This is a genomic window from Vibrio sp. KUL78, from assembly GCF_059725505.1.
Genome location: NZ_AP045837.1, coordinates 1,072,279 through 1,097,395 on the forward strand (window position 1 = coordinate 1,072,279; position 25,117 = coordinate 1,097,395).

At 46.8% G+C, this 25,117-nt stretch carries 17 protein-coding genes and 2 pseudogenes; 13 read left to right on the plus strand and 6 right to left on the minus strand.

Annotated features, from left to right (window positions below):
* Positions 1-151: 151 nt before the first annotated feature.
* The 5 genes from AC6I8Y_RS05275 to mnmC all read right to left on the minus strand — a co-directional run bounded on the left by AC6I8Y_RS05275 (position 152) and on the right by mnmC (position 6,904).
* Entirely contained in the window at positions 152-526 is a 375-nt protein-coding gene (locus AC6I8Y_RS05275; RefSeq protein WP_498020980.1) for a diacylglycerol kinase, read from the minus strand.
* A 3-nt stretch (positions 527-529) separates the two neighbouring features.
* A complete protein-coding gene (locus tag AC6I8Y_RS05280) occupies positions 530-1,603 on the minus strand; it encodes a DUF4056 domain-containing protein (RefSeq protein WP_394152675.1) in 1,074 nt (357 codons plus the stop codon).
* A 172-nt stretch (positions 1,604-1,775) separates the two neighbouring features.
* Positions 1,776-3,602, minus strand: coding sequence for a GGDEF domain-containing protein (locus AC6I8Y_RS05285; protein ID WP_498020983.1), 1,827 nt, complete (start codon positions 3,600-3,602; stop codon positions 1,776-1,778).
* Positions 3,599-4,675 (minus strand): ABC transporter substrate-binding protein, encoded by a 1,077-nt coding sequence (locus AC6I8Y_RS05290; protein ID WP_498020985.1) that lies wholly within the window; start codon positions 4,673-4,675, stop codon positions 3,599-3,601. The genes AC6I8Y_RS05285 and AC6I8Y_RS05290 overlap by 4 nt, the downstream gene beginning before the upstream one ends.
* Positions 4,676-4,888: 213 nt before the next feature.
* Positions 4,889-6,904, minus strand: a complete 2,016-nt coding sequence (gene mnmC, locus AC6I8Y_RS05295) for a bifunctional tRNA (5-methylaminomethyl-2-thiouridine)(34)-methyltransferase MnmC2/FAD-dependent 5-carboxymethylaminomethyl-2-thiouridine(34) oxidoreductase MnmC1 (protein WP_498020986.1) — start codon at positions 6,902-6,904, stop codon at positions 4,889-4,891.
* A 175-nt stretch (positions 6,905-7,079) separates the two neighbouring features.
* Here mnmC and fabB point away from each other — a divergent pair, with 175 nt between their 5' ends.
* The 10 genes and pseudogenes from fabB (at position 7,080) to purF (ending at position 21,308) form a co-directional block, all read left to right on the plus strand.
* Positions 7,080-8,291 (plus strand): beta-ketoacyl-ACP synthase I, encoded by a 1,212-nt coding sequence (gene fabB / locus AC6I8Y_RS05300; protein WP_042474295.1) that lies wholly within the window; start codon positions 7,080-7,082, stop codon positions 8,289-8,291.
* A gap of 243 nt (positions 8,292-8,534) precedes the next feature.
* A complete protein-coding gene (locus AC6I8Y_RS05305) occupies positions 8,535-9,668 on the plus strand; it encodes a 4-phosphoerythronate dehydrogenase (RefSeq protein WP_498020988.1) in 1,134 nt (377 codons plus the stop codon).
* On the plus strand, positions 9,665-10,678 hold the full coding sequence (locus AC6I8Y_RS05310; protein WP_252013987.1) for an aspartate-semialdehyde dehydrogenase: 1,014 nt from the start codon (positions 9,665-9,667) through the stop codon (positions 10,676-10,678). The genes AC6I8Y_RS05305 and AC6I8Y_RS05310 overlap by 4 nt, the downstream gene beginning before the upstream one ends.
* Positions 10,679-10,953: 275 nt before the next feature.
* Positions 10,954-15,207: a FimV/HubP family polar landmark protein gene (locus tag AC6I8Y_RS05315; protein ID WP_498020990.1), complete on the plus strand. Its 4,254-nt coding sequence runs from the start codon at positions 10,954-10,956 to the stop codon at positions 15,205-15,207.
* Between the two features lie 197 nt (positions 15,208-15,404).
* Positions 15,405-16,208 (plus strand): tRNA pseudouridine(38-40) synthase TruA, encoded by an 804-nt coding sequence (truA, locus tag AC6I8Y_RS05320; protein WP_234494133.1) that lies wholly within the window; start codon positions 15,405-15,407, stop codon positions 16,206-16,208.
* Between the two features lie 179 nt (positions 16,209-16,387).
* Positions 16,388-17,318: pseudogene (accD, locus tag AC6I8Y_RS05325) on the plus strand (acetyl-CoA carboxylase, carboxyltransferase subunit beta).
* Positions 17,319-17,360: 42 nt separating this feature from the next.
* A pseudogene (gene folC, locus AC6I8Y_RS05330) lies at positions 17,361-18,633 on the plus strand (bifunctional tetrahydrofolate synthase/dihydrofolate synthase).
* A gap of 25 nt (positions 18,634-18,658) precedes the next feature.
* Positions 18,659-19,207: an SPOR domain-containing protein gene (locus AC6I8Y_RS05335; RefSeq protein WP_234494131.1), complete on the plus strand. Its 549-nt coding sequence runs from the start codon at positions 18,659-18,661 to the stop codon at positions 19,205-19,207.
* Between the two features lie 61 nt (positions 19,208-19,268).
* Positions 19,269-19,757, plus strand: coding sequence for a CvpA family protein (locus AC6I8Y_RS05340; protein ID WP_128648195.1), 489 nt, complete (start codon positions 19,269-19,271; stop codon positions 19,755-19,757).
* 36 nt (positions 19,758-19,793) lie between these two features.
* Positions 19,794-21,308: an amidophosphoribosyltransferase gene (gene purF / locus AC6I8Y_RS05345; protein WP_252013991.1), complete on the plus strand. Its 1,515-nt coding sequence runs from the start codon at positions 19,794-19,796 to the stop codon at positions 21,306-21,308.
* Positions 21,309-21,400: 92 nt separating this feature from the next.
* On the opposite strand, the gene AC6I8Y_RS05350 is transcribed toward purF, so the two are convergent.
* Positions 21,401-22,276 (minus strand): LysR family transcriptional regulator, encoded by an 876-nt coding sequence (locus AC6I8Y_RS05350; RefSeq protein ID WP_394152693.1) that lies wholly within the window; start codon positions 22,274-22,276, stop codon positions 21,401-21,403.
* Between the two features lie 357 nt (positions 22,277-22,633).
* Between AC6I8Y_RS05350 and AC6I8Y_RS05355 the strand changes: the two genes are divergently transcribed.
* From AC6I8Y_RS05355 to apt, 3 genes are all read left to right on the plus strand, one after another.
* Positions 22,634-23,725 carry a response regulator gene (locus AC6I8Y_RS05355; RefSeq protein ID WP_252013992.1) on the plus strand — a complete coding sequence of 364 codons (1,092 nt, stop codon included), beginning with the start codon at positions 22,634-22,636 and terminating at the stop codon, positions 23,723-23,725.
* A gap of 346 nt (positions 23,726-24,071) precedes the next feature.
* Positions 24,072-24,407: a YbaN family protein gene (locus AC6I8Y_RS05360; RefSeq protein ID WP_498021437.1), complete on the plus strand. Its 336-nt coding sequence runs from the start codon at positions 24,072-24,074 to the stop codon at positions 24,405-24,407.
* A gap of 157 nt (positions 24,408-24,564) precedes the next feature.
* Positions 24,565-25,110: an adenine phosphoribosyltransferase gene (apt, locus tag AC6I8Y_RS05365; RefSeq protein WP_128648192.1), complete on the plus strand. Its 546-nt coding sequence runs from the start codon at positions 24,565-24,567 to the stop codon at positions 25,108-25,110.
* The last annotated feature ends 7 nt before the right edge of the window (positions 25,111-25,117 follow it).

The window sequence follows — 25,117 nt, forward strand, 5'->3', positions numbered from 1 at the left end:
TAGGTGTAGTTTCTGGGTATGGCTTCTAGGTATGGTTTCGAGGTGTAGCCTCTAGGTGTCGCTGGTATGTAACAGAACTACTTAAGATACTGGATACAAAAAAGGCTTAACCTCAAATAGAGATTAAGCCTTTCCGTTTAACTTGTCGGTGCTAGCTAAAGTGCATCCAGAGAATCGAGATCCAAACGATGAGTGCTAAGCCGATGGCAAGGAATACGGCTGCGGAACCGAGATCTTTGGCTCTTCCAGAGAGCTCGTGCCTTTCTAGGCCGACGCGATCAACCACAGCTTCCACCGCTGAGTTCATCAACTCCACGATCATCACAAAGATGACGCTGCCAACGAGAGTGGCTTTTGCAAACAAAGAAACGTCCAATGAAAAAGCGACAATGACAGCGAGGAGCAACGCCACGCATTCTTGTCGAAACGCCGCCTCATTCTTCCATGCTGCAATCAAACCATACCAAGAATATCGGGCTGCGTAGATTACGCGTTTTAAACCTGTGTTTTTTTGGATCTCAGTCATGTCTTAGTTCAACTTTAGAGTGAGTGCGTCATTTCGATTGTTTTCATGTTTATCATCAACCGACTTTGAGATGTCGCCAATCGCTTGAAAATCTTCATGAGTCCAAACCGATTTGTCCGTTAATGTGCTCGGAAGTATATCAAATGACTGAATCTTGTCAGCTTTTACCAGTTGCAACTGCCCATATTGCTCAAGCTCTTCAAATGGCGTCAAGGATAGAGGCGTACCATTGGTAACGGCATTTGGAATCAGATCTAGGCTAAAGTGATAGTCACGTGTTTTCACTACCCATTTGTTCGGCAGTCGTTTTGAGCTGTCCCACCAAATACCATCAATCTCTTTGAGTTTGGCTATCGTCGTATCTTCGTTCTGCGCATCAAGCATCTTGAGGTGTTTACGGAAATAGTCTGGGAACAGCACGACAAACGCTTCCTGTTTGATCTCAGGGTTTATCTTGAGAATTTCATAAGCGATGAGTGCACCTAGCATGTTCGAATACAAATCTTCTGGCGAGAATGCAGAAGGGTACTCTTTAAAGCCACCGACAGAGACAAGACCAAACCACTGGGCAATTTCGTGCCATTGTGCGAGGCGGAATGCCATGAGTGCCGCGAGTTTCGCCTCATCGTGATTGTCACTATTTAGCTGATCCAGATTCTCAAATACGATGCGTCGCTCACGAAGTTCTGGTGTCAGGTTTACTTCGTAACTGGTCTCTTCACGCTGCTTTAGAGAGCGATAGAGGTAAAACGCGAAATCAGCAGTGTCTCGTACGTGCGCCGTATCGATGAAACCACCTTTATTAGTAAAAATCAGACCATTGACTTCGTCAGACGTGCCAAACAAGCTGCCCACAACACTTGCAGATCCATCGTTAAATACATGAGCATTGACGTCTTCGGTGTTAAGCACGTTTTTGATGGAGTAGAACGGGACAGGGACACTTCCTAATTCCGCTTTAAGACCGGTGCCAAAAGCGCAGCATGGTCTTATCCCTACTGGTACTGTCTCAGTTTCTGCGAAGGTAGGGGCTGCAGCGGTAAGGCTAAGACTCAGTAACAATAGTAATTTTTTCATAAGTAAACCAAATGAGTTTGTGGAACGAAAAAGCGGGAGATTGTGCAGTGTACGTATCAGCGCTTTGTCAAAAAAATGCAATAATTTATGGTTTCGATAATAGTAGTTTGTCGTATTCAAATTAGCCATTTTGCGCCAGTTGATTGAAAGTAGACCAAATAGTCAGCGTGATTCACTGCTTATTCTCGGACGGCTCTGATTGAACCTGGTTTCGACCCTTCTCTTTTGCCCTATACAAAGCAGCATCGGCATTCTCTAATAACAATTGAGTGGCAATTTGCTCGTCAACAACCTGGTGAGAGACGCCAATGGATACGGATAACACACCAAATGGCTTATTGCCCGTGTGAGGGATTTTTAGATCACTGACTTCTAATCGCATTCGCTCGGCGAGAACTAACGCTTCGTGGTGACTCACGTTGATAAGTAGGGCACAAAACTCTTCACCGCCAATTCGAGCGACCATGTGTCCGCACGGTGCGAGTATATGTTTAAGCGCGTTAGCGACATACCTCAGGGCAAAATCACCCTGAACATGACCGTAAAGGTCGTTGTACTGTTTGAAGTGGTCTACGTCGATCATCATAGTGGTAATGGAGCTTACGTAGAGACTGTTCGCGTGATGCTCTAACTCATTCATAAATGGACGGCGATTAGGAAGTCCTGTTAATTCATCGGTTTCAGCCGCGATGTGCAGGCGCTGATTCGCTTCGATGAGCTCATCTTGCAGTGCTGTCATCTCTTTTTGGTTTCTCATTCGGATGTGCAGTTCGCTCACTGTTGTCGATAATCGACTCAAAATGGTCTTTTGTGTGTCGCTCCACGGTGAGGGTTCTCTGGTGTTTGAAGCGACTAATAAGCCAAATATTGACTTGCCATCAATCAGAGGAAAGATGGCAACAGATTGAATGCTCAGTTCCGATAGCATTTGATATTCCGTTTCGGCATCGCGTTGCAGAGTTTCGGTGTCATTGATTAAGATCGGCTCGAGTGAGCGCAATCGACGTTGTAAAAAGGTCATTGAATCTATGTTGAAACCTTGGCCGTAGGGGTTGTCACTGCCATCTGAGCGCCAAGAGTAGCGATACTTTGCTACGTTTTCTTCTACAGCAAGGACGCTCAGTCTGTCGATGTTAAGTAGGCTTCCGATAGGTTCAAACGCTCGATATATGACCGTCGCCATGCTCTCTTCATTACACGTCAGAATATTCAAAGACATGTCTGCCAAGATTCGGTGAAGTTGGCTTTGCGTTTTATAGGCTTTCGTTTGGAGCTGGATGCTTTGCTCTAACTGATTTTGGTGGTGGAGAAGCTGTCTCTCGGTTCTTCTTTGCGCCGCAATGGCGCGTCTAGAGGTGCTGTTGAGTTGTTGTAGTGCCTTGGCAACATAAGAGAGTTCATCATCGCTTTGAGTGAGGCTTTCAGGGAGCTCAAGCTTGCGGGTGGTTTTAGGGTTAATAGTTTTAGATAGCGTGTATAGCTCCTTCAATGGCTTAGTAACCAGCACATATATAATTATGATGACCACCAAAATGATCACTAACGCTTCTAAGGTGTTGAGTGCCAACCCTAGCCAGAGGCGCGACAAGACTTCTTGTTGTATGAGTGCGTCGTCAATATGGTAGGAGAGTATGCCTAAGAATCGCCCGTTGTACCTCAGTTCATAACTATGGTGGTCGTTAGATTGAAAGTTATCATCGCTGGAGCTGATTTGAGTCCCGTCAATGCCATCTAGACGAATATCTCGAATATACTTGTCTTCACTAATACTGAGAATGAGTTGCTCTAGTTGTCGCAAGTCTAGATCCCAAAGTGCTTCTGAAATGGGATGACTGAGTGAGCGAACATGCCGGGTCGCATTGTTTTCGATATCCACCAGTTCTTGTTGGTATTCAACGTAAGCTTGAATATTGATATTGACGATAGCCAGCATACCGGTGACCACGAGCATGATTGCGATGATTTTGTGTCTTAGCGTTTTGATTGGAAATGACTTCATTTAGCCTCCCCGAGCTGAGGGGAAAACGGATTAATGGGGTTTGCTCGAATATCGATGCGTTTGAAGTCGATGTTGCTCCAATCTTTTTGCTTCATGATGTCAAACAAGTCTGAAGGATACATAATCGGTTGGAATAGGTTGTATTTGGTGCGCTGAGGCCAAGGCTCTCCGTTGGCATAATGATAGATTTTCACTAACGCCAAGCCAACCGCAGTAAAGTGCCCTCCAGATAAGGATGCAATTTGTTTTTGAGCAAGCGCATTCAACACTTCGGCCGACGTATTGATGGTACCAATAAAAACATCTTTTCCGGCCGTTAGACCCACATCCTCTAAAGCGCGAATAGCCCCAAAGGCCATGTGATCGTTAGCTGTCCACAGATAACGAATGTCTTTATGACGGTTTAGTAGAACCTTTGCTTGCTCATAAGCGATGGATTCCTGCCAGTCACCATAAACTCGTTGAGACAGTGACACTCGCTCTTCCTGCATAATGAACGATGTGGCTCCCGCTTCACGGTTAATAGAAGCGGGCGTGTTTTTATCGCCAGATATCAAGACAAAGTCACCTGGCACACTTCCCCCACTCGAAAACAAGCTTTGAGCACTCAGGTAACCGATGTTGTAGTTGTTAGGAAATACCCCAGGTAGCAGGCGGTGTGCATATTTAGGGTTTGCGTAGATGATGCGTTTTTCGCTTGCAGTTAAGTCATTAAGGGCGAAGGTGACTTGACTTGCGCGCGGCGCTATTGGCTCGAGAAGGTTTTGCCCCGATCCTTTTTCATTCACTAGGATAACGAAATCAGGCTCCGGTGCTTTTTTCATTCGCTCGGCAAGCTTTTGCTGCGTGAGAATGCGGTCCCGCTGACCATGGATAATTTCTAGTTGGATATCAAGCGACTGTGCGGCTGCTATGGCATATTTGTCTACATCGCCCCAAAAGCTCTCATCTGAAAAGCCTGGATTGACGAATAGTACTTGGACGTTAGCCGAGCGCGACTTCTCCCCCTCCGTGGAGGCAAACGTGACATTCCCCAAAAAGCAGCAAGTGACAAGCACCCAAAACAATTTCATACAAACACTCCCTGTGTTAGAGGGATTATGGGAGCGAACAGTGCACACGTCGAACTATTGTGAGCCAAATCACATGGTTTGTTTGGTGATTCTCATTTTTTGAACTCTGATTCAGCTTTGAGGCAAGTGGGATTATGGTTGGGATCTATTAGGTGGGTGCATTGAGTAGAAAGCGAGGGGGGTGTCCCTCGCTTTGGTATCTTGAAATGGTGGTTAGCTGTCGTTCAGTGGCTTAGATTTGTTCATTCGTTTAATCCAAGCTCTTGAGGGATGCAGCTCAGACAGCACGTCGACTGGCAGCGGAAGCGGGTCACCACATATCTGTGAAGCAAGCGTTTCAGCGAGAAGAGGTGCAGAGCTTAGACCGCGGGAACCCAAGCCCAGCAAACAATAAAGGCCAGTGTAGTTTGGCAGCTTCTCTGGCTTCGATAGCGCGTCACTATAACTCTTGTCGAGCGAGGCAAAATCGGTGACCGGTCCCATGAAAGGTAAGTGGTCACGACTGACGGTTCTGATGCCTTGGCGCGCTTTGTTATCACTCGTGTCAACGTCATTGACCCAATCTACACTTGGGATGCAGGCTCTCAGTTTATCGCCATTCTCTTGTTGGGCGATGTCGTCAAAATCAGTATCAATATTCTTTCTGTCGTAGCTAGCCCCGATACAGTGAGTCATTGTCTTTGGATTGTGGGGCGTCATATACCCGTCGTAGCAAAGTACTGATTGAATCTTTTGTAGCACGCTGGTGGTCGGTATGTGGCTTACCTGTCCTTTTACTGCCGTAAGATGCAACGGCTTAGTTTGCTCGATTTGCGTAAACTCATGACCGTTAGCGATGATCACAGCGTCAAAGTGCGGTGCTTGTGGTTCATTAGACTTGCTTAACAATATTTGCCATTTGCCTTCTTCTATTTGCATCAGAGATGCTACTTCGCTGTTGAAGTGAACCGTGAGCATTCCAGAGGTCTTGTAATGTTCGATTAAACCCTTGGTGAGCTCTGCCGGGCATAGCCAGCCTCCCAATGGATAATTGACGCTAGCATGCGGTGACTCCACCCCGATTGCAGCGGTGGTTTGCGCCGCATCCAATCGTTGAATGAGCTCTGTAGGGAAGTTGCCAGAGAGCATTCTTTCCAGCTTTTTCTCTGATTTCTCATCCCACATCAGTTGTGTCACCCCGCACCAATCATGGTCGAAGTCAAAACGTGTTGCTGCCTGTTCAGCAAATTGTCTTGCATACAGAAAAGCGGGGGCAAAGACGCGAGATACGCCTTGATGTTCGCCATTTAGGAGCGGATAGACAGCACCTTGTCGGTTGCCCGATGCGCCTTGCGCTGGCTCATTATCTTTACAATAGAGCGTGGTCTTGATACCGCGTTGAGCTAGAGAAGCAACAAGGGTTGCGCTGGCAACTCCACCACCGACAATAGCGACGTGTTTGGGATTTGAGTTTGCTTCACGATAGTAAAGAGCATCGTAGTTTGAGAAAGGTGTTTTGTTTGCGATATGACCAACAATCATGTCTCGCTTGGTACCGAAGCCCTTCGCTTTTTTCATATCAAAGCCAGCTTCGATAAGACCGCGACGAACAAAACCCGCAGCAGTAAACGTCGCGCAGGTGCAATCTTGTTTGGCCAGTTTGACCATGTTGTTGAACAGCTCTTGTTTCCACATCTCAGGGTTTTTGCTTGGTGCAAACCCATCTAAGAACCAGCAATCAACCACACCTTCGTTTGGGGTTGGAACCAAAGGCATACAATCTTTAATGTCACCAAACCAGAGATCCAGCGTGATCGCGCCGTCAGCGAGCACGATGCGGTGACATTCTGGTACTGCAATAGGGTAGTGCGCTTGTAATTGTTCAGCGTACTTCGCCAGTTCAGGCCATGACTGATGAGCTTTAACTAAATCTTGTTTGGATAGCGGGTATTTTTCAAAGCTGATGAAATGCAGCTCTTTGAGTGACGCGTCTGGGTTTTGCTCTCGGAACTGCTCAAACCATTGCCACACCGCAAGAAAGTTAAGTCCGGTACCAAAACCTGTCTCCGCAATGACGAAGCGACGCTGGTCGAGATCGCTCCAACGCTCCGGAAGTCGGTTTTGCTTCAAGAATACGTAACGAGTTTCTTCTAAACCATTGACATTAGAGAAGTAAACATCGTCAAATTGATCGGATACAGGGGTTCCCGACTCATTCCAGTCGAGTTGAGCATGAGTGATGGAAGTCATAATTTTGACACTTATCTTGTGTTATACCCGTTTGTAGAAAGTTATCACAACTACATTTAGTGGGGCATCGATAGCATTTATTGATGCGAATTGTACGAATTTATGGGAAAGCTGACCACTTTTATCCTGTATCTTCGTTATCATTTAGCCGTTTTTGAATTTATAGGAATGTCACATGAAACGAGTCGTAATTACCGGTATGGGTATTGTTTCGAGCATCGGTAACAACGTGGAAGAAGTTTTAGCGTCTCTTAAAGCAGGCCGTTCTGGTATTAACGCCTCTGAGCAATTCAAAGAGATGGGCCTTCGTTCTCAGGTTTGGGGTGATCTGAAAATCAACCCAGCTGAGCATATCGACCGTAAGAAAATGCGCTTCATGGGCGACGCAGCAGCGTACGCTTATCTTTCAATGGAGCAAGCGATCGAAGACGCGGGTTTGACAGAAGACCAAGTTTCAAATGACCGCACGGGTATTGTTGCGGGTTCAGGTGGTGCATCTGCACTTAACCAAACAGTTGCTGTTGATACGCTTCGCGCTAAAGGTGTGAAACGTGTTGGCCCTTACATGGTACCTCGTACTATGTCTTCTACTGTGTCAGCATGTCTTGCGACACCGTTTAAAATCCGTGGTGTGAACTACACAATGAGCTCTGCATGTGCAACTTCTGCTCACTGTATCGGTCACGCAATGGAGCTTATCCAGCTTGGTAAACAAGACATCGTTTTTGCTGGTGGTGGCGAAGAGCTAGATTGGTCTCAAACTATGATGTTTGATGCGATGGGTGCGCTATCAACTAAGTACAACGAAACGCCAGAAAAAGCGTCTCGTACTTACGATGCTAACCGTGACGGTTTCGTTATCTCTGGTGGCGGCGGTATGGTTGTCGTTGAAGAACTCGAACACGCACTCGCTCGTGGCGCAAAGATCTACGGTGAAGTCGTAGGTTACGGCGCAACGTCTGATGGCTACGACATGGTAGCACCATCTGGTGAAGGCGCTGTGCGTTGTATGAAGATGGCGATGCAAGACGTTGAAGTGATTGATTACGTGAATACTCACGGTACATCAACACCTGTAGGTGACGTGAAAGAACTTGGCGCTATCCAAGAAGTGTTTGGTGGCAACAGTCCAGCAATCTCTGCAACTAAAGCGATGACAGGTCACGCCCTAGGTGCAGCAGGTGTGCACGAAGCGATTTACTCAACGCTAATGCTACACCATGGCTTTATCGCTCCAAGCATCAACGTTGATGAGCTAGATGAAGCAGCTCAAGGTCTAGACATTGTGACAGAAACGCGTGAGCAAGAGCTAAACACGGTAATGTCAAACAGCTTTGGCTTTGGCGGCACTAACGCAACGCTAGTACTGAAAAAATATCAAGGTTAATCCTGGATAATCAGTTTCAATGATTTCCAGAGCTGATCAGTGAAAACTGGTCGCAGACGCAAGTTTTAGCCCCTGGAGAGCGGGTTAGAATCCTTTTGTTCTGGATCTTGCCCAGCCTTATGGCTGGGCATTTTTGTTTCTAACACTCCTGTCAGACTCGCTTTGTGTATCGTTCACTCGACACCTGCTGATATATCTTGCACAATTCAGCCTATTGTAAGGACAACCCCTTTGGATACTCCCATGAAGATTATTGTTGATGAGGCAATGCCTTATGCTGTCGAACTGTTTAGTCAGCTAGGTGAAGTCATCGCAAAACCAGGCCGTGAGCTAACGGCGGACGATCTCGTTGATGTCGATGCATTGATGATTCGTTCAATCACTAAGGTTAACGAAGCGTTATTGGAAAAGGCGAACAAGCTTAAGTTTGTTGGAACCGCAACGGCAGGAATGGACCATGTTGATCAAGCTTTGCTCAAGCAGCGCGGAATCTTCTTTACTGCAGCGCCAGGTTGTAACAAGGTCGGTGTTGCCGAGTATGTCATCAGTAGCTTGATGGTGATCGCCCAGCAGCAAGGTTTTTCTATCTTTGACAAGACCGTTGGCATCATTGGCTGTGGCCAGGTGGGTAGCTATCTACAAAAGTGTCTACAAGGTATCGGCATTAACGTATTGCTTAATGATCCGATAAAACAAAGTGAAGGTGATACGAGAACCTTTACCGAGTTAGACGCTCTGCTTGAGCAGTCTGATGTGGTCACCATGCATACACCTATCACTCGCGACGGTGATTACCCAACACATCACTTAATCGATCAGGCGTGCCTTGCTAAGTTTCGAAGTGACCAGATCTTGATCAATGCTGCACGTGGCCCTGTTGTTGATAACGAGGCATTAAAGCAGCGACTGCTTCAGAAAGATGGCTTTACCGCTGTATTAGATGTGTTTGAGTTTGAGCCAGTAGTTGATTTTGATCTATTACCTCTGTTAACGTTCGCGACCCCTCACATCGCCGGTTATGGTCTTGAAGGTAAAGCTCGTGGCACCACCATGATCTTTAACAGCTATTGTGAGTTTTTTGGGTTGTCTGAACGTGCAAACCCTGATGCACTTTTACCCGTTGCGCCAATTCCTGAATTGACGCTTGATCGTGCTTGGGATGAAGCAGCACTGCACAGTATGACGCAGATCATCTATGATGTACGCAAGGACGACGCCATTTTCCGTCGTGAAATCCACAACGAAAATGGCTTCGACAAAATGCGCAAGTTTTATTGGGATAGACGCGAATACGGCGCTGTCCTTGTTAAGGGTGATGAGACATGCAATCTCGCGCCGTTAGCAGAACTAGGATTTCAAATCGAGGTAACTAAATGAGCCAACAATTTAATATCGCTGTATTTGGAGCAACAGGTGCTGTAGGTGAAACTATGGTCGAGGTGCTGCAAGAACGTGAGTTTCCGATGGGTGATGTCTTCCTGCTAGCGAGTGAGCGTAGCGAAGGTAAAACGTATCGTATCAACGGTAAAACAGTGAAAGTTGAGAACGTAGAGAACTTCGATTGGTCACAAGTCCATATCGCACTCTTCTCTGCAGGTGGTGAACAGTCGGCAAAATGGGCTCCGATTGCGGCCGATGAAGGCGTCGTTGTGATCGACAATTCTTCAAACTTCCGTTACGACTACGATGTGCCGCTGGTTGTTCCTGAGGTTAACCCAGAGGCTATTGCCGAGTTTAGAAACCGCAATATTATTGCTAATCCAAACTGCTCTACGATTCAAATGCTGGTGGCACTAAAGCCAATTCATGACGCTGTAGGTATTGAGCGAATCAACGTGACAACGTATCAGTCGGTGTCTGGTGCAGGTAAGAGTGGTATTGATGAACTAGCAGGCCAAACGGCAATGCTGTTAAACGGCAAGCCAGTTGAGCCAAAAGCGTTTGGTCAGCAAATCGCATTTAACTGCATCCCACAAATCGATCAGTTTATGGATAACGGCTACACCAAAGAAGAGATGAAGATGGTTTGGGAGACCCAAAAAATCTTCAATGACCCAAGCATTATGGTCAACCCAACGTGTGTTCGCGTACCGGTATTCTACGGTCATGCGGAAGCGGTTCACCTAGAGACTCGCGCACCTATCTCTGCAGAAGAGGTGGTTCAATTGCTTGAGCAAGCTGAAGGTATCGAAGTGTTCCACGGCGAAGATATGCCAACGCAAGTTCGTGACGCGGGTGGTAAAGATCACGTGATGGTCGGTCGTATTCGTAACGATATTAGCCATCATAGCGGCGTTAACTTGTGGGTTGTTGCGGACAACGTACGCAAAGGTGCTGCAACCAACGCGGTACAAATTGCGGAAGTGTTGATTCGCGATTACTTCTAGGTAGTGGTCTCTAGGCAGTGGCTTCTAAGTCGTTGCTTCTGAGCTGCGATAACATCGCACACTAATTGTGTGAGTGAGGGTTTTAGCGCTCTCTTGTCACTTTTTAATCAAAGGCTCCGTTTTAGGGGCCTTTGTGCTGTTAAGCAATGTAAAAATGGTACCAATATCATGCTTGAATCATGTTTTTTCAAGGCTGAACTATAGTTTTGGAGTGATTATCCGATATAGTACCGAGATAAGAATTGTTTTATTTATTGCAGATAGCTGAGCCTTCCATGCATCATTTTTTAAAGCCTTTGCTAGTGACGTTAGCACTAGCAGGAGCGACAACACCTTTTTCAATCAGCGCTGACACTATTCGATTAACCGGTCCTAACGGCGAAGTCATCTCGGCTCCACAATATTCACAACCGGTACGCCAAGCCGTCGCGTCAGAATCTGACTCGCCGGCGCGTTATTATGGACCAACGGGACCAAACGAAACCCTATGGTCAATCGCAAGTCGATTTAAGCCAGCAAATGCCAGTGTTCAACAAACCATCTATGCGTTTTACGAGCTAAACCCAGGGCAGTTTGAGCAGAATAATATTCATCAGCTTGCCCCCGGTAGTGAGTTGCGAATCCCGTCTAATGAGTTAATCAATCGCGTTGACCTACAAGAAGCGCTCGCAGTGCTTTCTGCACACCAAAATAAGCTCAATCAGAGCGTTGCTCCTGCACCAGCTCCTAGACCAGAACGTGCTGTAACGCCGAGTTCGTCAGTTGTAGAACCGTTGGTTACAGAGCCTTCGGTTGCAGACCCGACAAAGGTTGCAGATAAGCCACCAGTACCCGCGCAGCCGATAGTCAAAGAGACACCAACGCCAGAAGTGGCGGAGACCAAACCGTCTGTGCCTAAGTCTTCAGCTTCGGGTACCACGAAAGCTGAGCCAGATGCGACGCAAGCACTTAGAGAAGAGCTAAGTCGCTCTGAAAGTGAACTGCTTTCTTTGGAAGAACGCAACCATCAGCTAAGGCTCATGCTGTCAGAAGTACAGAATGAGGTCGAAGTCCTAAAGACGGAAGTAGATAACGAAGAGCGCATTCGCAGTGAAGTTGAGCGTCAGCTTAGCGAAGAGAAGCGAAAGCAAGCTGAGCTTGCTCGCTTGGCACCTAGCCAACTTGACGTTTGGTTAGCCAAACCTTGGTTCGTGGCATTGCTGGCGAGTATTCCTGCTCTTTTAGTTGGTTTACTGGTGATGATGATCATGCGCTCACGCAAGCGCAGCAATGAGCCTGCGGTTTCGAAAGCGGTAGAAGATAATCAGATAGCATCAAGTAATAGTCCTGAGGCCGCAGGAGCTGCTGCGATAGGCGGTGCCGCGCTCGCCGCAGGAGCGGTCGCAGCCGATGAAGAGGAAGACCTATTCTCAGATGACCTATTAGCGGGTCTTGAAGAAGAGGACACTACCGACGAAGAGCCTAAGGAAGATGCTGAGCCTGATGTGTTCGCGGACCTTGATGAAAGTGACTTCGATTTCAATCTAGATGATGATGACGACCCGTTTGCCAGCATTGATGACGATGGTGAGCTGGATATCGGCGTGGTCGATCTTGATGCCAGCAACAACGGTATCAGTGTTAAGAATGGCGAAAAAGCACTGGGTCTTGAAGAGATGGAACGAGCGCTCAATGATGTCGCAGTGCCAGGTGATGACGTTGATGACCTCGATTTAGATCTGTCAGACGAAGACGATAGTGATGAAGTGGTCTCTCAAGACGATCTAGATAGCCTGTTCGCTAATTTCAGCCTAGACAGTGATACAGAATCCGATAAAGCGCCGATTGACGATGAAGACAATTCTTCGCTCGACCAGGCCCAGATGGATGAGTTACTTGCAGGGGACGATTTTGATCTCGATGAAGGTGACATCGATCTTGATGATCTATCCGCTGACTCACCGCTGGCATCACTCGATAAACTGATTGCTGAGGACAGCAACTCGACAGACAGTGTTGCTGAAGACAGCAATGCACCAGATCTAAATACCCCCGACATTGACGAAAGCTTCGATTTAGATTCGCCAAATGAAGCATCTGAAGCCGTCGGTAATGATGATATTGATGACCTGTTTGCCCAGTTTTCGCAAATAGACGCAACTCCTGAATCAACGACCGATACCGATGCACAAACAGCGGACACAACCGACGTTGATTTACTTGATGAGATGCTCGAGGACGATTTTGAGCTATCTGATCTTGATGATTCAGATTTGATGCTTGATGAGGTCTTGTCTGCTGAAGATGCGCAAAGCCAATCCGATGATGACGATGTTCACTTATTAGCGGACGAAGATGACAATCTAGACGAAAGCAGTACTGACCTGCTAGATGAAGTCTTGTTTGAAAGTCATTTTTCTAGCTCCACTCAAGATGAGTTAGATGATGACTTCGACCTAGATCCTTTCTCTTCTGATAACTTGTTAGGATCTGACATTGCTGATGAAGACACAACAGTCTCATCTGTTGAAACGGTTTCGGACCAACAAGAAGATGAACTGGATTTAGACGACATCGATGCTTTACTAGCTGAGAATTCTCTGGATAGTTCATCCCAAGGTGCTTCTGAACTCGAAGCATCCGACGATATTGCTGCTGACGAGAGCTCAGCGGTTGAAGAATTGTCTCAAGCAGCCAGTGAAACGGTAAGCGAAGTTGAAGCGTTTGACGCGCCGCAGCAACAGTCAAACGAAGAGCATCATGAGCTCGAAGTTGATCTAGAGGATACGGCGGTCTCCGAAGACGACATTGACGCGTTGCTAAATGAAGTCAGTGCCCAGCAGTCGGAAGAGAAGGCCGTGCCAGAGCCGGTGGATGTAGGCCTAACTGCTGCTGAGGCTGATCCTGAGGTTGAAACTGTCGATGAAGAGGCTCTCGACGCTCATCAGTCTCTGGAAGAACCTTCTCTAGAGCTTGATGCGGAACAGGATAGTGTTGCGCCGCAAGCGCTGTCAGAGCCGACTTCGGACTCGTCTGCGGACTTTGAGTTTGCACCAGAGATTGAAGGTGCAAGTAACCTAACTCATGAGGAAGATAATTCCGAGCAGGCACGAAAAGAGTTGGATGCTTTGGTCGCTAATGAGTTTGGTATACCTTCGGACGATGATTGGCTTGTAGACGACGTAGAGAGTGCGTCATCTGATGCTAAGTCAGTCGCAGCTGAGTCAGATTCGTTTGAATCTCAAGCGACTGAGCCTGTTGAAAGTGCTACGGCATCAACCGAAACAGAGCTTGATGATGCGGATTTTTTAGCGAACGCTCTACAGAGTGAATACGGTGAAGAGCAAGCCTTTGCAGATGCTGAAGGTGTGGGTGAAGACTTACCGATGTCAGAGGACTCTGCTGACGGTGAGTTTGCTTTTGCTGATGACGAGCTTCCAGAGTACAGCGAGGAAGATGCGATTGCTGATTCTGTGCAAAGTGCACAAGAGCAGGCACCTGTCGCTGAGACACTCTCTGAAGATGAAGTGCCAGCATTAGAACAAGAGCCGACGCCTATACAGAACGACTTGCCAGAGCCTGATAACGAGCTTGTCGACGAAGATTTTGAGTTCCCTGAGTTCACCGAGGAAGACGCGCTGTCAGAGGTTGCTCATGAGCCATCGGAAGATCTCGAACCGCTAGCAGTAGGCGAAGACAGTCGTGAGCTAGAAGAGATAAGCTTAGAGTCGATTCCTGAGTATGACGAGCAGCAAGCTGCGATGGATTTTGCTGGGAATGATACCGAGGCCGTTAATTCAACAGAAGGCTCAGACATTTCAGAGCCGTCTTTCGCGCCTCAGGAGATGGTTGGGGAAACCTTAGATCACTCCGAAATCGACGCGCTTGCTGATGCCTTTAATATGGTTGACATGTCAGCTATTGAGCAAGAAGGCAACTTAAATGAGCTACTAAAAGATGGTGATAATGCAGCCTTCTCAAATATTTCTCCCGTCGATCAAACGACAGCGGATAGTGCCGGTTTGGACATTGAAGCGATGCTGCAAGATGCACCAACATCGGATGCGGGGGAAGACTGGAACGGCTTTACGCTGACCGACGATCAACGTGCGGCGATCAACAGTGATATTCCTGCAGAAGAACAAGCGATTTGGAATGACAATGATGCTGGCTCGTTAGCGAAAGCAGCGGATGAAGACTGGTCTTCTCAAGACCCTGACTCCGACTTTGATGCTACAGATAGTCAGTTCATGACCATTGATGAGCTTATGGCTCAGGTGCAAGATGGTGAAGAGTCCGACAAAGATGAAGAAGAGCTAAAGCTTGATGTGGGCTTAGATGAGTTCCCTGATGTTATCGGTCCAATATCCGATGTCGATGTCGATAGCGACTCCGAAGCAGCGGGTAATCTTGATATGGCGAAAATCTATATTGAGATGAACGATTATGAGGGGGCGATTAAGCTACTCGAAAAAGTGTTGCTTGAGGGGACAGGGCAGATTGAAGACGAAGCCAAACGGCTGCTGAGTAAGTTATCTGAGTATCAATAACCTTTGATAACCCAACTCTAAGTAAAGGAAAAACGGTGGCTGACCACCGTTTTTCCTTTTTTGCTTATTAGCAAAAGTAGCGAATGACCACATCCAAACAGATAAATGACCTTGCATTCACAGGCTGTGACTTTATACAAACGACACTTGCGTATATACTTTGCCCCCTTTGAAAATTCACAGATGCAGAGTTAACGATGAAAGTAGCATTAGGTATTGAGTATAACGGTGCAAAATACTTCGGCTGGCAGAGACAGCGTGAAGTTAATAGCGTTCAAGAAGAGCTAGAGAAAGCACTCTCCGTTGTCGCCAATGAACCTATCGAAGTACAGTGTGCTGGGCGAACTGACGCTGGTGTCCACGGTACAGGGCAAGTGGTGCACTTTGAAACTTCTGCAATCCGTAAGCCCGTAGCATGGACGATGGGCGTCAATGCAAACCTTCCCAAAGATATCGCCGTACGTTGGGCTAAAGAAGTGCCAGAAGCCTTCCACGCGCGTTTCTCCGCGACAGCACGACGTTACCGTTATGTGATCTTCAATCATGATTTGCGTCCTGGCATTTTATCTTCTGGTATCAGCCATTATCATGGAGAGCTTGATGTTGAAAAAATGCATCAAGCTGGTCAGTACTTGCTAGGTGAAAATGACTTCACTTCGTTTAGGGCGGTACAGTGTCAGTCTCGCAGTCCGTGGCGTAATATCATGCATTTAAATGTGTCACGCCATGGCCCGTATGTCGTGATCGACATTAAAGCCAATGCCTTCGTACATCATATGGTTCGCAACATCACTGGCAGCTTGATTGTCGTTGGTAAAGGCGAGCAGCCACCAGAGTGGTTTGAATGGCTGCTGGCGCAGAAAGATCGCAAACTGGCAGGAGCGACTGCTAAGGCGGAGGGGTTGTACTTGGTTGACGTTGATTATCCTGATGAGTACCAGCTCCCAGAAATGCCAATTGGTCCACTATTTTTGCCAAATGATTTGAACTCTGGCTGGTAATTTCGCTCATATTGATGAGTGAATAGTTGCATTAATAAAGAGTTACGGCTTGGTCACAAGGATAGGTACAACCAGTTTTTTATCTACAGTTTGTCTGTAATATGGTTTAATCCAACGGCATTAATTAGAATTTAACACTTTCGCCATTTTGGCGGGGGTAACAAGAGATAAGGTCTTCCATGAGTTGGCTTGAAAAGATTTTAGAAAAAAAGTAATAACATTGTTAGCTCGCGCAAAGCGTCAATCCCAGAAGGTATCTGGACTAAGTGTACGTCGTGTGAGCAAGTTCTATATCACGCTGAACTAGAGCGTAACCTAGAAGTTTGCCCTAAATGTAATCATCACATGCGCATGAAAGCGCGCCGTCGTCTAGAGACTTTCCTAGATGAAGGCAACCGTGTTGAACTTGCTGCTGAACTTGAGCCTCAAGACAAACTTAAGTTCAAAGACTCTAAGCGCTACAAAGAGCGTATTTCTGCTGCTCAGAAAAACAGTGGTGAGAAAGATGCACTTGTTGTTATGCAAGGTGAGTTGCTAGGTCAACCAGTGGTTGCTTGTGCCTTTGAATTCTCGTTCATGGGTGGTTCTATGGGCTCTGTTGTGGGTGCTCGTTTTGTACGTGCAGTAGAAGCGGCTATGGAAAACAACTGTGGTCTGGTCTGTTTCTCTGCAAGTGGCGGCGCACGTATGCAAGAGGCATTGATGTCTCTGATGCAGATGGCGAAAACCAGCGCTGCACTTGAGCGTCTATCTCAAAAAGGTCTGCCATTCGTTTCTGTCATGACTGACCCAACAATGGGTGGTGTATCAGCAAGTTTGGCGATGTTAGGTGATATCAACATTGGTGAGCCTAAAGCGCTTATCGGCTTTGCGGGTCGTCGTGTTATCGAGCAGACGGTACGTGAAGACCTGCCAGAAGGCTTCCAACGCAGTGAGTTCCTGCTAGAGCATGGTGCGATCGACATGATTGTAGACCGCCGTGAAATGCGTCAGCGTGTGGGCAGCTTGCTAGCGAAAATGACAAATCAAGCGTCTCCTCTTGTGGTCTCTGTAGAAGATTCTCCAGAAGAACCATCATATGAAGTACCAGAAGCGGACGAAAAAGGGTAAAGTACTCACTAAGTTATCAAACGTTAAGATATTGACGGCTAAATGAGTTCACAATCCATTCCTCAAGCCACATCTTCACTACAGATGTGGCTTGATTACTTAACCAGTATTCATACCAGTGCCATAGATCTTGGCCTAGACCGTGTGTCAGTCGTGGCGCAAAAAGGTCAACTCACCAAACCTGCTCCTAAAGTTATTACCGTTGCCGGCACCAATGGCAAGGGGTCAACGTGTGCTTTGATGGAAGCCATCTTGCTCGATGCAGGTTATTCGGTTGGTGTTTACAGCTCACCACACTTAATTCGCTACAACGAACGCGTTCGTATCAATGGCAGCGAACTTCCCGACGAATCTCATACCAAGGCATTCGCCTATATTGAACAGCTTCGTGGTGATGTGAGTTTAAGCTTCTTTGAGTATGCGACACTTGCCGCGCTGAAGCAGTTTCAAGAGCAGAACGTTGATGTGGTTCTGCTCGAAGTTGGACTAGGTGGCCGACTTGATGCGACAAACGTGGTTGATCATGATGTGTCAGTAATTACCAGTCTGGCCGTGGACCACGTAGATTGGTTAGGTGATGATATCAATGTCATCGGTTTTGAAAAGGCGGGTATTTTCCGCTCTGGCAAGCCTGCGATTTGCGGACAACCTAAGCCACCTGCAACGGTTCCCGCTCATGCTGATGATATAGGCGCTGAGTTCTACCAAACGGGTATTCAGTTCGATTATGCGCAGACCTCGGATTCGACTTGGACATGGCATCATGGCACGTTCACGCTAGAAGACCTTCCAATCCCGGTTTTGCCATTAATGAATGCCAATACGGCGCTGATGGCGCTTGGTGCCGCAAACCTCGATATTACAGATATCAATATTGTTAATGGGTTAAAGCAAGCACGCTTGGCGGGTCGTATGCAGGTGTTAGCGGGCTCACCGACGACAATTCTTGATGTTGCACACAACCCGCACTCAGCAGAGTATTTAGTAGCACAATTAGGGTCGACTCTATCCTGAGACTCGATTCAAAGTGGTTATTGGTATGCTTCACGACAAAGATATCGAGGAGACTATTCGAGTTTTGAATCCTCTGACAGAGCACTGGTATCCTGCTTCTTTAAGTGGGCCTCGCGCCGCCTCTGCGGATGAGTTGTGCTCACATCTAGAGTCCAATGAGGCACTAACTCGATACGATTCACCAGTTACGGCCTTTGATGCAGCCAAAGCGGATGCTCAGCCAGAGGATTTGATTCTGGTCGTAGGGTCGTTCCATACCGTTGGTGAAGTTCTCGCGCATTGCGGCGGTACGAGAAGCTAGGACGAAGACTAATCTAGGAGAAACGATGGCGAGTAAATTCCAAAGCCGTTTAGTTGGGACCATAGTATTGGTCGCTGTAGGGGTGATCATTCTGCCTGACTTACTTGATGGTAAGAAACTGCATTACAAAGAAGAGTTTGCCAGCATTCCTCTTAAGCCAGAGATCAATGCGGATGTAGAGAGCTTTGAAGTTCTGGAGCCAGAAGAGGACATCTCTGTCCTTCCGGAATCGCCAGTACAAGCGACTGTTGGTGAAGAAGTGGTAGAGGAGCAAAGTCCGCCAGCTGATATCGTCGACGTTGCAGTACAAGAGGTTCCAGAGCGCAACGATTACGCAGACAGTGCTTGGATCATTCAACTGATGGCGCTAAAAAATGCCGATAATGCACGTGCATTAGTAGAGGATCTGCAAAAGCGTGGCTATCAAGCTCATGTGAAACAAGAAGCGACATTTACTCGCGTCATCATCGGTCCAGATGTTTCAAAAAGTAAATTGGAGAAGCAATTGATTGAATTGGAGGAAATTACCGGTTCTCGAGGTCAATTGCTCAAATTTAAACCACTAAATCCATAAGAAAACGTTTGCGTCGCGCATTTTTCTGTTAAAATGCGCGCCAACTTGAGATGAAGAATTCATGAATTGGTTAGATTTTGTCATTTTGGGTGTGATTGGGCTTTCAGCTTTAATCAGTTTAGTTCGCGGATTTGCCAAAGAGGCAATGTCGTTGGTGATATGGTTCGGCGCGTTTTTTATCGCTAGCCAGTACTACGCTAAACTAGCGGTGTACTTTACCAATATCGAAGATGACATGTTTCGAAATGGCGCCGCAATCGCTGCCCTGTTTGTTGCGACTCTAATTGTTGGAGCGCTCATTAATTATGTGTTGGGGCAGTTGGTACAAAAAACGGGACTCTCTGGTACCGATAGGGTACTGGGAATCGTGTTCGGTGCTCTTCGAGGTGTGCTGATTGTTTCGGCAGTGCTCTTCTTTGTCGACACGTTTACCACGCTGAATAACAGTGAGTGGTGGGATTCATCTCAATTGATTCCGCACTTTAAGTTAATCATCGAGCCGTTTTTTGAACATATCGAAGCAACTTCTAGTTTCCTGTCTGGCGCCTAATGGCGCCAGCTAATGTCGCAAATCGAGGATTAGGACATGTGTGGTATTGTTGGAATCGTTGGCTCTACGCCTGTGAATCAGTCTATCTATGACGCTTTGACCGTTTTACAGCATCGTGGCCAAGATGCCGCTGGTATTGTTACCATAGAAAGCAATCGTTTTCGTCTGCGTAAGGCGAATGGTCTAGTAAAAGACGTTTTTGAAGCGAAGCATATGCAGCGCCTCCAAGGTAACGTAGGTATTGGACATGTTCGTTACCCGACAGCAGGCAGTTCTAGCGCCTCTGAAGCTCAGCCGTTCTACGTAAACTCTCCGTTTGGTATTACCCTGGCACACAACGGCAACCTAACAAATGCTCACGAAGTTCGTGAAAAGCTGTTTGAGAAAGATCGTCGTCACGTTAACACTACTTCTGACTCTGAGGTTCTTCTTAACGTACTTGCTCACGAAATTGATACTGTTAAAGGCAATGTGACCTCTGACGATGTGTTCCGTGCCGTAACGAATGTGCATCGCGCTATCAAAGGTGCTTATGCCGTCGCAGCGATGATCATCGGTCACGGTATGATTGCGTTTCGCGATCCAAACGGTATCCGTCCTCTTTGCCTTGGTAAGCGTGAAGTCGAAGGCAAAACGGAGTACATGGTAGCGTCTGAGTCGGTTGCACTTGATGCAGTAGGCTTTGATTTCGTTCGCGACGTTGCGCCGGGTGAAGCGATTTACGCGACATTTGATGGTGAGCTATTCACTCGTCAATGTGCTGACAACCCGACACTGAACCCATGTATCTTCGAGTTTGTTTATTTTGCTCGCCCAGATTCATTCATCGATAAGATCTCGGTATACAGCGCACGCGTTGAGATGGGTAAAAAGCTTGGTGAGCGCATCAAAGATGAGTTCGCAGACCTTGATATCGACGTCGTTATTCCGATCCCTGAGACTTCTTGTGACATTGCACTGCAAATTGCACAAGCTATTGATAAGCCATACCGCCAAGGTTTTGTTAAAAACCGTTATGTGGGCCGTACCTTTATCATGCCAGGTCAGCAGCAGCGCAAGAAATCTGTACGTCGCAAGCTAAATGCGATTCGCTCAGAATTCAAAGGCAAGAATGTACTGCTTGTCGATGACTCTATCGTTCGTGGTACAACATCAGAACAGATCATCGAGATGGCTCGTGACTCCGGTGCAAACAAAGTGTACATGGTGTCAGCTGCGCCAGAAGTTCGCTTCCCGAACGTTTATGGCATTGATATGCCAAGTGCGAACGAGCTTATCGCCCACGGTCGCGATAACGATGCTATCTGTAAGCAAATTGGCGCAGATGCACTGATTTACCAGACTATCCCTGACCTTATCGAAGCAGTTGGCTTGGGTAACCCAGATGTTAAGCTGTTTGAAGCATCGGTATTCAACGGTGAGTACGTAACAGGGGATATCGACCAGTCATACTTAGACTATCTAGATTCTCTGCGTAATGACGATGCGAAAGTGCAGCGTGATATCCAACAAGATCTGGCGAACTTAGAGCTTCACAACGAAGGTATCTAATCGGCTCGGATAGAGTTTAACGAAAAAACCAGAACGAACGTTCTGGTTTTTTTTATGCTCGTCAAGTCTAGGCGGGGTGTTCTACCAAACGATCAATGCAATGAGTAATCGATAACGAAATCGATAAATAGGCGCACTTTTTCAGGTAGGTGGTCTTTATGGTTATACAGCATATAGATGTCACGTGGGTTTGCGCTCCACTCAGGGAGTACGCGCACCAAATCGCCATTGTCGATGTGTTCTTGCAGCATGACGTCAGGCATTAGTGTAATGCCTAGGCCTGCAGAACAAGCGCGGCGCACCACGTTCAAGCTATTTGCTTCGAAGCGCCCTTTAGAGTTTTCGATGATCGATTCACCGCTGACATTTTTTAGCTGCCATTTGATAAGTGGCGCGCCTTTTAAGAGCCTGTGTGAAGAAAGCTCTTCCGCATGTTGTGGCTCGCCATGTTTAGCAAGATAGTCTGGGTGTGCGACCAAGATATCTTTCACTGTGCTGAGTTTACGAGCGATGAGGCTTGAGTCGCGCTGAGGGCCAACACGGAAGATGACATCCCACTCTGTTGGATCAAGCTGATCGGCGTGATTACTCATAGTGAGATCGAGGCTGATGTCAGGATATTGACTCATAAAGTCATTGAACATTGGCATCATCATGCGCTTTGTGAGATTTGAAGGAGAGGAAATCTTCAGTTTACCCGATGCGCCTTTACACTCGTCCGTGATTTCTTCTGTTGTCGATGTTAGACGTTGAAGAAGGGGAGAGCATTCATTATAAAAACGTTCGCCTGCTTCGGTGAGCGATAGCTTTCGCGCGTGACGATTCAGCAAACGAAGGTTCAGTGAATCTTCAAGAGCTTGAATGCGTCGAGTAATTGTTGCAACAGGGATCATGGTTTTACGAGAAGTTGCCGTATAACTCCCATTTTCTACAACAAGCCGGAACAGATTTAAGTCATCGAGTTTCATATATTCAACTATTTGTAATTATTGGTTTTTAATATAGCCCAAATCCTGAAAAAGTAACCCTTTATCCAAGACTTACCTTCACAAGACAAATCGCGTTTTTGTTTTTAAAGTACGGGGAAATCAGCGATTTGAGCGCCTTTATAACAAAACCTAGAACATAAGATAATGCCACAAATGGGGGCATTTGTATAAAAGTGGATTTCTGCCTACAGTTAAAGTACTCAGGAGAGGATTGTATGCTGAGTTCAATAGTCAATTAATTGCATCATTGTAGCGTTTCCTTACGATACGACGTTTGATGTAAACCAAAAATAATAACAATTAAACGCTCAATAGATTTTTGTGAGGCGTATTTTTATGTCTAAAACCGACAGTCAAGTCGCCGTTGCTATACAGCAACAGCATAGTGCTAGGGTTATGGTCGTCGACGATGACCCCATCTTCCGAAGTGTGACCAGAAAGTTCTTAGAAGCAATTGGTCATCAGGTCGTCGAAGCGGGCGATGGTCTAGAAGCACTAAAGATGTTAGGAGAGGTTCAGCCTGATCTGGTCCTCTGTGATTTAGCCATGCCACTGCTTACTGGTATGGAGTTTACCGAAGAGGTAAGGGTGGAATATCCATCTTTGCCCGTCATCGTCATTTCGGCGACTGGTGACATGGGGGATGTTGCGAAAGCACTGAGGATGGGCGTAAAAGACTTCCTCACCAAGCCGCTTAGCGACTACCGTTATCTGGCCGAGGCTATCGATGTAGTGATCGAAGAGAATTCTAGCGTGGGTGAGCAATCTGACTTTGTTAGTCGATGGTTCCATCTTGAAGATGGTGAACCAGGCGGCACAGACGAGGAAAAGGAGCTTCACTGGCATTTGGAGTATCTTCAACAGAACCCCAACGCGGCGAGAGAGTTGTTAACCGCCTTGCTGCCAGAGAAAGATTCTGCGCTCGGAGCTTGGCGTAGCAGTTACCGGCTACTTCAGTCCGCGAACAGTTTACCCTTGGTATTCGACTACACGTGGTTAATGAGTGGTCAACTGGCGTTTTATCTAGTCGACGCCGATTCTGCCGAAGATGGCGGTGTGGCGAGTACCTTGCTAGTCAGAACCTTGTTTGATGATTACGTCCGTCGACTTCAACACAATAGCGTTGATCTGAAAGGGTTGGCTCGTGATATCGAGAAAGGGATGACCTGTGCAAATGGAACAGGACCTGTGAATGCGCTGTTTGGCAGCATCGACCTTAACGATGGATCTTTATCTATCCTTCCTGCAGGTTTGAACTGTCGCTGGGAGAACGGACAGGCTCATTTCAACGTAGCTGGAGGTAAAAAGTTGGGCGAAAACTGCTTGGGTAATTTTATGACCAAAGATTTGGCGCTTAACGACGCAGGCAAGCTGACATTGAGTCAGGTTGGCACGAGCAGCTTCAGCTGGGATATTCGCTTGGTATAGTTTGGTTAAATCAAATTACGATTGAGAATAACCCTACTTTTCATCTGTTTTTGACGAAATGTAATTGGTATATAGTGAAAATGTTACAGCATTGGGAGGCGATTGCCTCCCTTTTTATTACAACTATACCCAAGAGCAAAGTCATGTCAGATTCAGAATTCAAAGAACCATACAATATTTTTTACTTTTTAGGTTTCATCGCAGCATTGCTTATCCCTACGCTTCCCGCTACTCTCACTTGGATTAGAGTAATGAACGGATACGCGGGTTTTTGACCAGAGACAATCTCACCACTGTAAAACGACTTCTTTGGAACACAGTTGGTATCATTTCAGTAGTTTTAGGTGTGGTCGGTATAGTCCTTCCTTTATTACCGACAACACCATTCCTTCTTTTAGCGAGCGCCTGCTTTTTTCGCGGCAGTCCGGCTTTTCATCACTGGCTACAGACTCATCCTAAATTGGGCCCGATTATTACTGATTGGGAGCAGGAGAGGCGCGTGACAAAATCGGTGAAACAGAAAGGTGCGGTGTTTATCGTACTCAGCTTTTCTCTCTCTATCTTCGTAGTGAATGGGGTTTGGTTAAAAGTTATGCTGTTCACTCTGTTCTTAGTCATTTTTACCTTCTTTTTGCGGATTCCTGTGAAACCGCCCGTTGCTGATCAACACGAAAATCACTAACATTAAAGGGTTGTGTGCCCACCGATAATGTGGGCGTTTTATTTATACCTACAGAATGAACGTATCTAGCGAGTGGCGTAGTTGCTACGGTGCATAAACACGCTGGACCCGTACTCTGAACGTCAGGCATTCAAAGACCTTTCCAGAGATCAATACTATGACAATCGACAAAATTTCCCTTATCAAAGCAAGCATCAAAAGCATTCCGGACTACCCAAAGCCAGGTATTTTGTTCCGCGATGTAACAAGTCTGATGGAAGATGCTGCGGCATACCAAGCGACAATTGAGCTGCTGGTAGAGAAATACAAAGATCAAGGCTTCACTAAGATTGTGGGCACTGAAGCGCGCGGTTTCCTATTTGGCGCTCCGCTTGCGCTAGAGCTCGGTCTGGGTTTTGTGCCTGTGCGTAAGCCAGGTAAACTGCCACGTGAAACGGTGGCACAGTCGTATGAACTTGAATACGGCACGGATACTCTAGAGATCCACACAGACGCTATCGTAGAAGGCGATAAAGTACTGATGGTCGACGACCTTCTTGCGACTGGTGGTACGATTGAAGCCACGACTAAACTTATTCGCAAGCTTGGTGGTGACGTACAGCACGCTGCATTTGTCATCAACCTACCGGAAATCGGTGGCGATAAGCGCCTTGAAGCTCTAGGCATTGAAGTCTACAGCTTGTGTGAATTTGAAGGCCATTAATTAGGAC

What these genes read in the sequence shown, in the direction of transcription:
- AC6I8Y_RS05275 (WP_498020980.1), bottom strand. Translation starts at nt 526, where the DNA reads ATGACTGAGATCCAAAAAAACACAGGTTTAAAACGCGTAATCTACGCA.
- AC6I8Y_RS05280 (WP_394152675.1), bottom strand. Translation starts at nt 1,603, where the DNA reads ATGAAAAAATTACTATTGTTACTGAGTCTTAGCCTTACCGCTGCAGCC.
- AC6I8Y_RS05285 (WP_498020983.1), bottom strand. Translation starts at nt 3,602, where the DNA reads ATGAAGTCATTTCCAATCAAAACGCTAAGACACAAAATCATCGCAATC.
- AC6I8Y_RS05290 (WP_498020985.1), bottom strand. Translation starts at nt 4,675, where the DNA reads ATGAAATTGTTTTGGGTGCTTGTCACTTGCTGCTTTTTGGGGAATGTC.
- mnmC (WP_498020986.1), bottom strand. Translation starts at nt 6,904, where the DNA reads ATGACTTCCATCACTCATGCTCAACTCGACTGGAATGAGTCGGGAACC.
- fabB (WP_042474295.1), top strand. Translation starts at nt 7,080, where the DNA reads ATGAAACGAGTCGTAATTACCGGTATGGGTATTGTTTCGAGCATCGGT.
- AC6I8Y_RS05305 (WP_498020988.1), top strand. Translation starts at nt 8,535, where the DNA reads ATGAAGATTATTGTTGATGAGGCAATGCCTTATGCTGTCGAACTGTTT.
- AC6I8Y_RS05310 (WP_252013987.1), top strand. Translation starts at nt 9,665, where the DNA reads ATGAGCCAACAATTTAATATCGCTGTATTTGGAGCAACAGGTGCTGTA.
- AC6I8Y_RS05315 (WP_498020990.1), top strand. Translation starts at nt 10,954, where the DNA reads ATGCATCATTTTTTAAAGCCTTTGCTAGTGACGTTAGCACTAGCAGGA.
- truA (WP_234494133.1), top strand. Translation starts at nt 15,405, where the DNA reads ATGAAAGTAGCATTAGGTATTGAGTATAACGGTGCAAAATACTTCGGC.
- AC6I8Y_RS05335 (WP_234494131.1), top strand. Translation starts at nt 18,659, where the DNA reads ATGGCGAGTAAATTCCAAAGCCGTTTAGTTGGGACCATAGTATTGGTC.
- AC6I8Y_RS05340 (WP_128648195.1), top strand. Translation starts at nt 19,269, where the DNA reads ATGAATTGGTTAGATTTTGTCATTTTGGGTGTGATTGGGCTTTCAGCT.
- purF (WP_252013991.1), top strand. Translation starts at nt 19,794, where the DNA reads ATGTGTGGTATTGTTGGAATCGTTGGCTCTACGCCTGTGAATCAGTCT.
- AC6I8Y_RS05350 (WP_394152693.1), bottom strand. Translation starts at nt 22,276, where the DNA reads ATGAAACTCGATGACTTAAATCTGTTCCGGCTTGTTGTAGAAAATGGG.
- AC6I8Y_RS05355 (WP_252013992.1), top strand. Translation starts at nt 22,634, where the DNA reads ATGTCTAAAACCGACAGTCAAGTCGCCGTTGCTATACAGCAACAGCAT.
- apt (WP_128648192.1), top strand. Translation starts at nt 24,565, where the DNA reads ATGACAATCGACAAAATTTCCCTTATCAAAGCAAGCATCAAAAGCATT.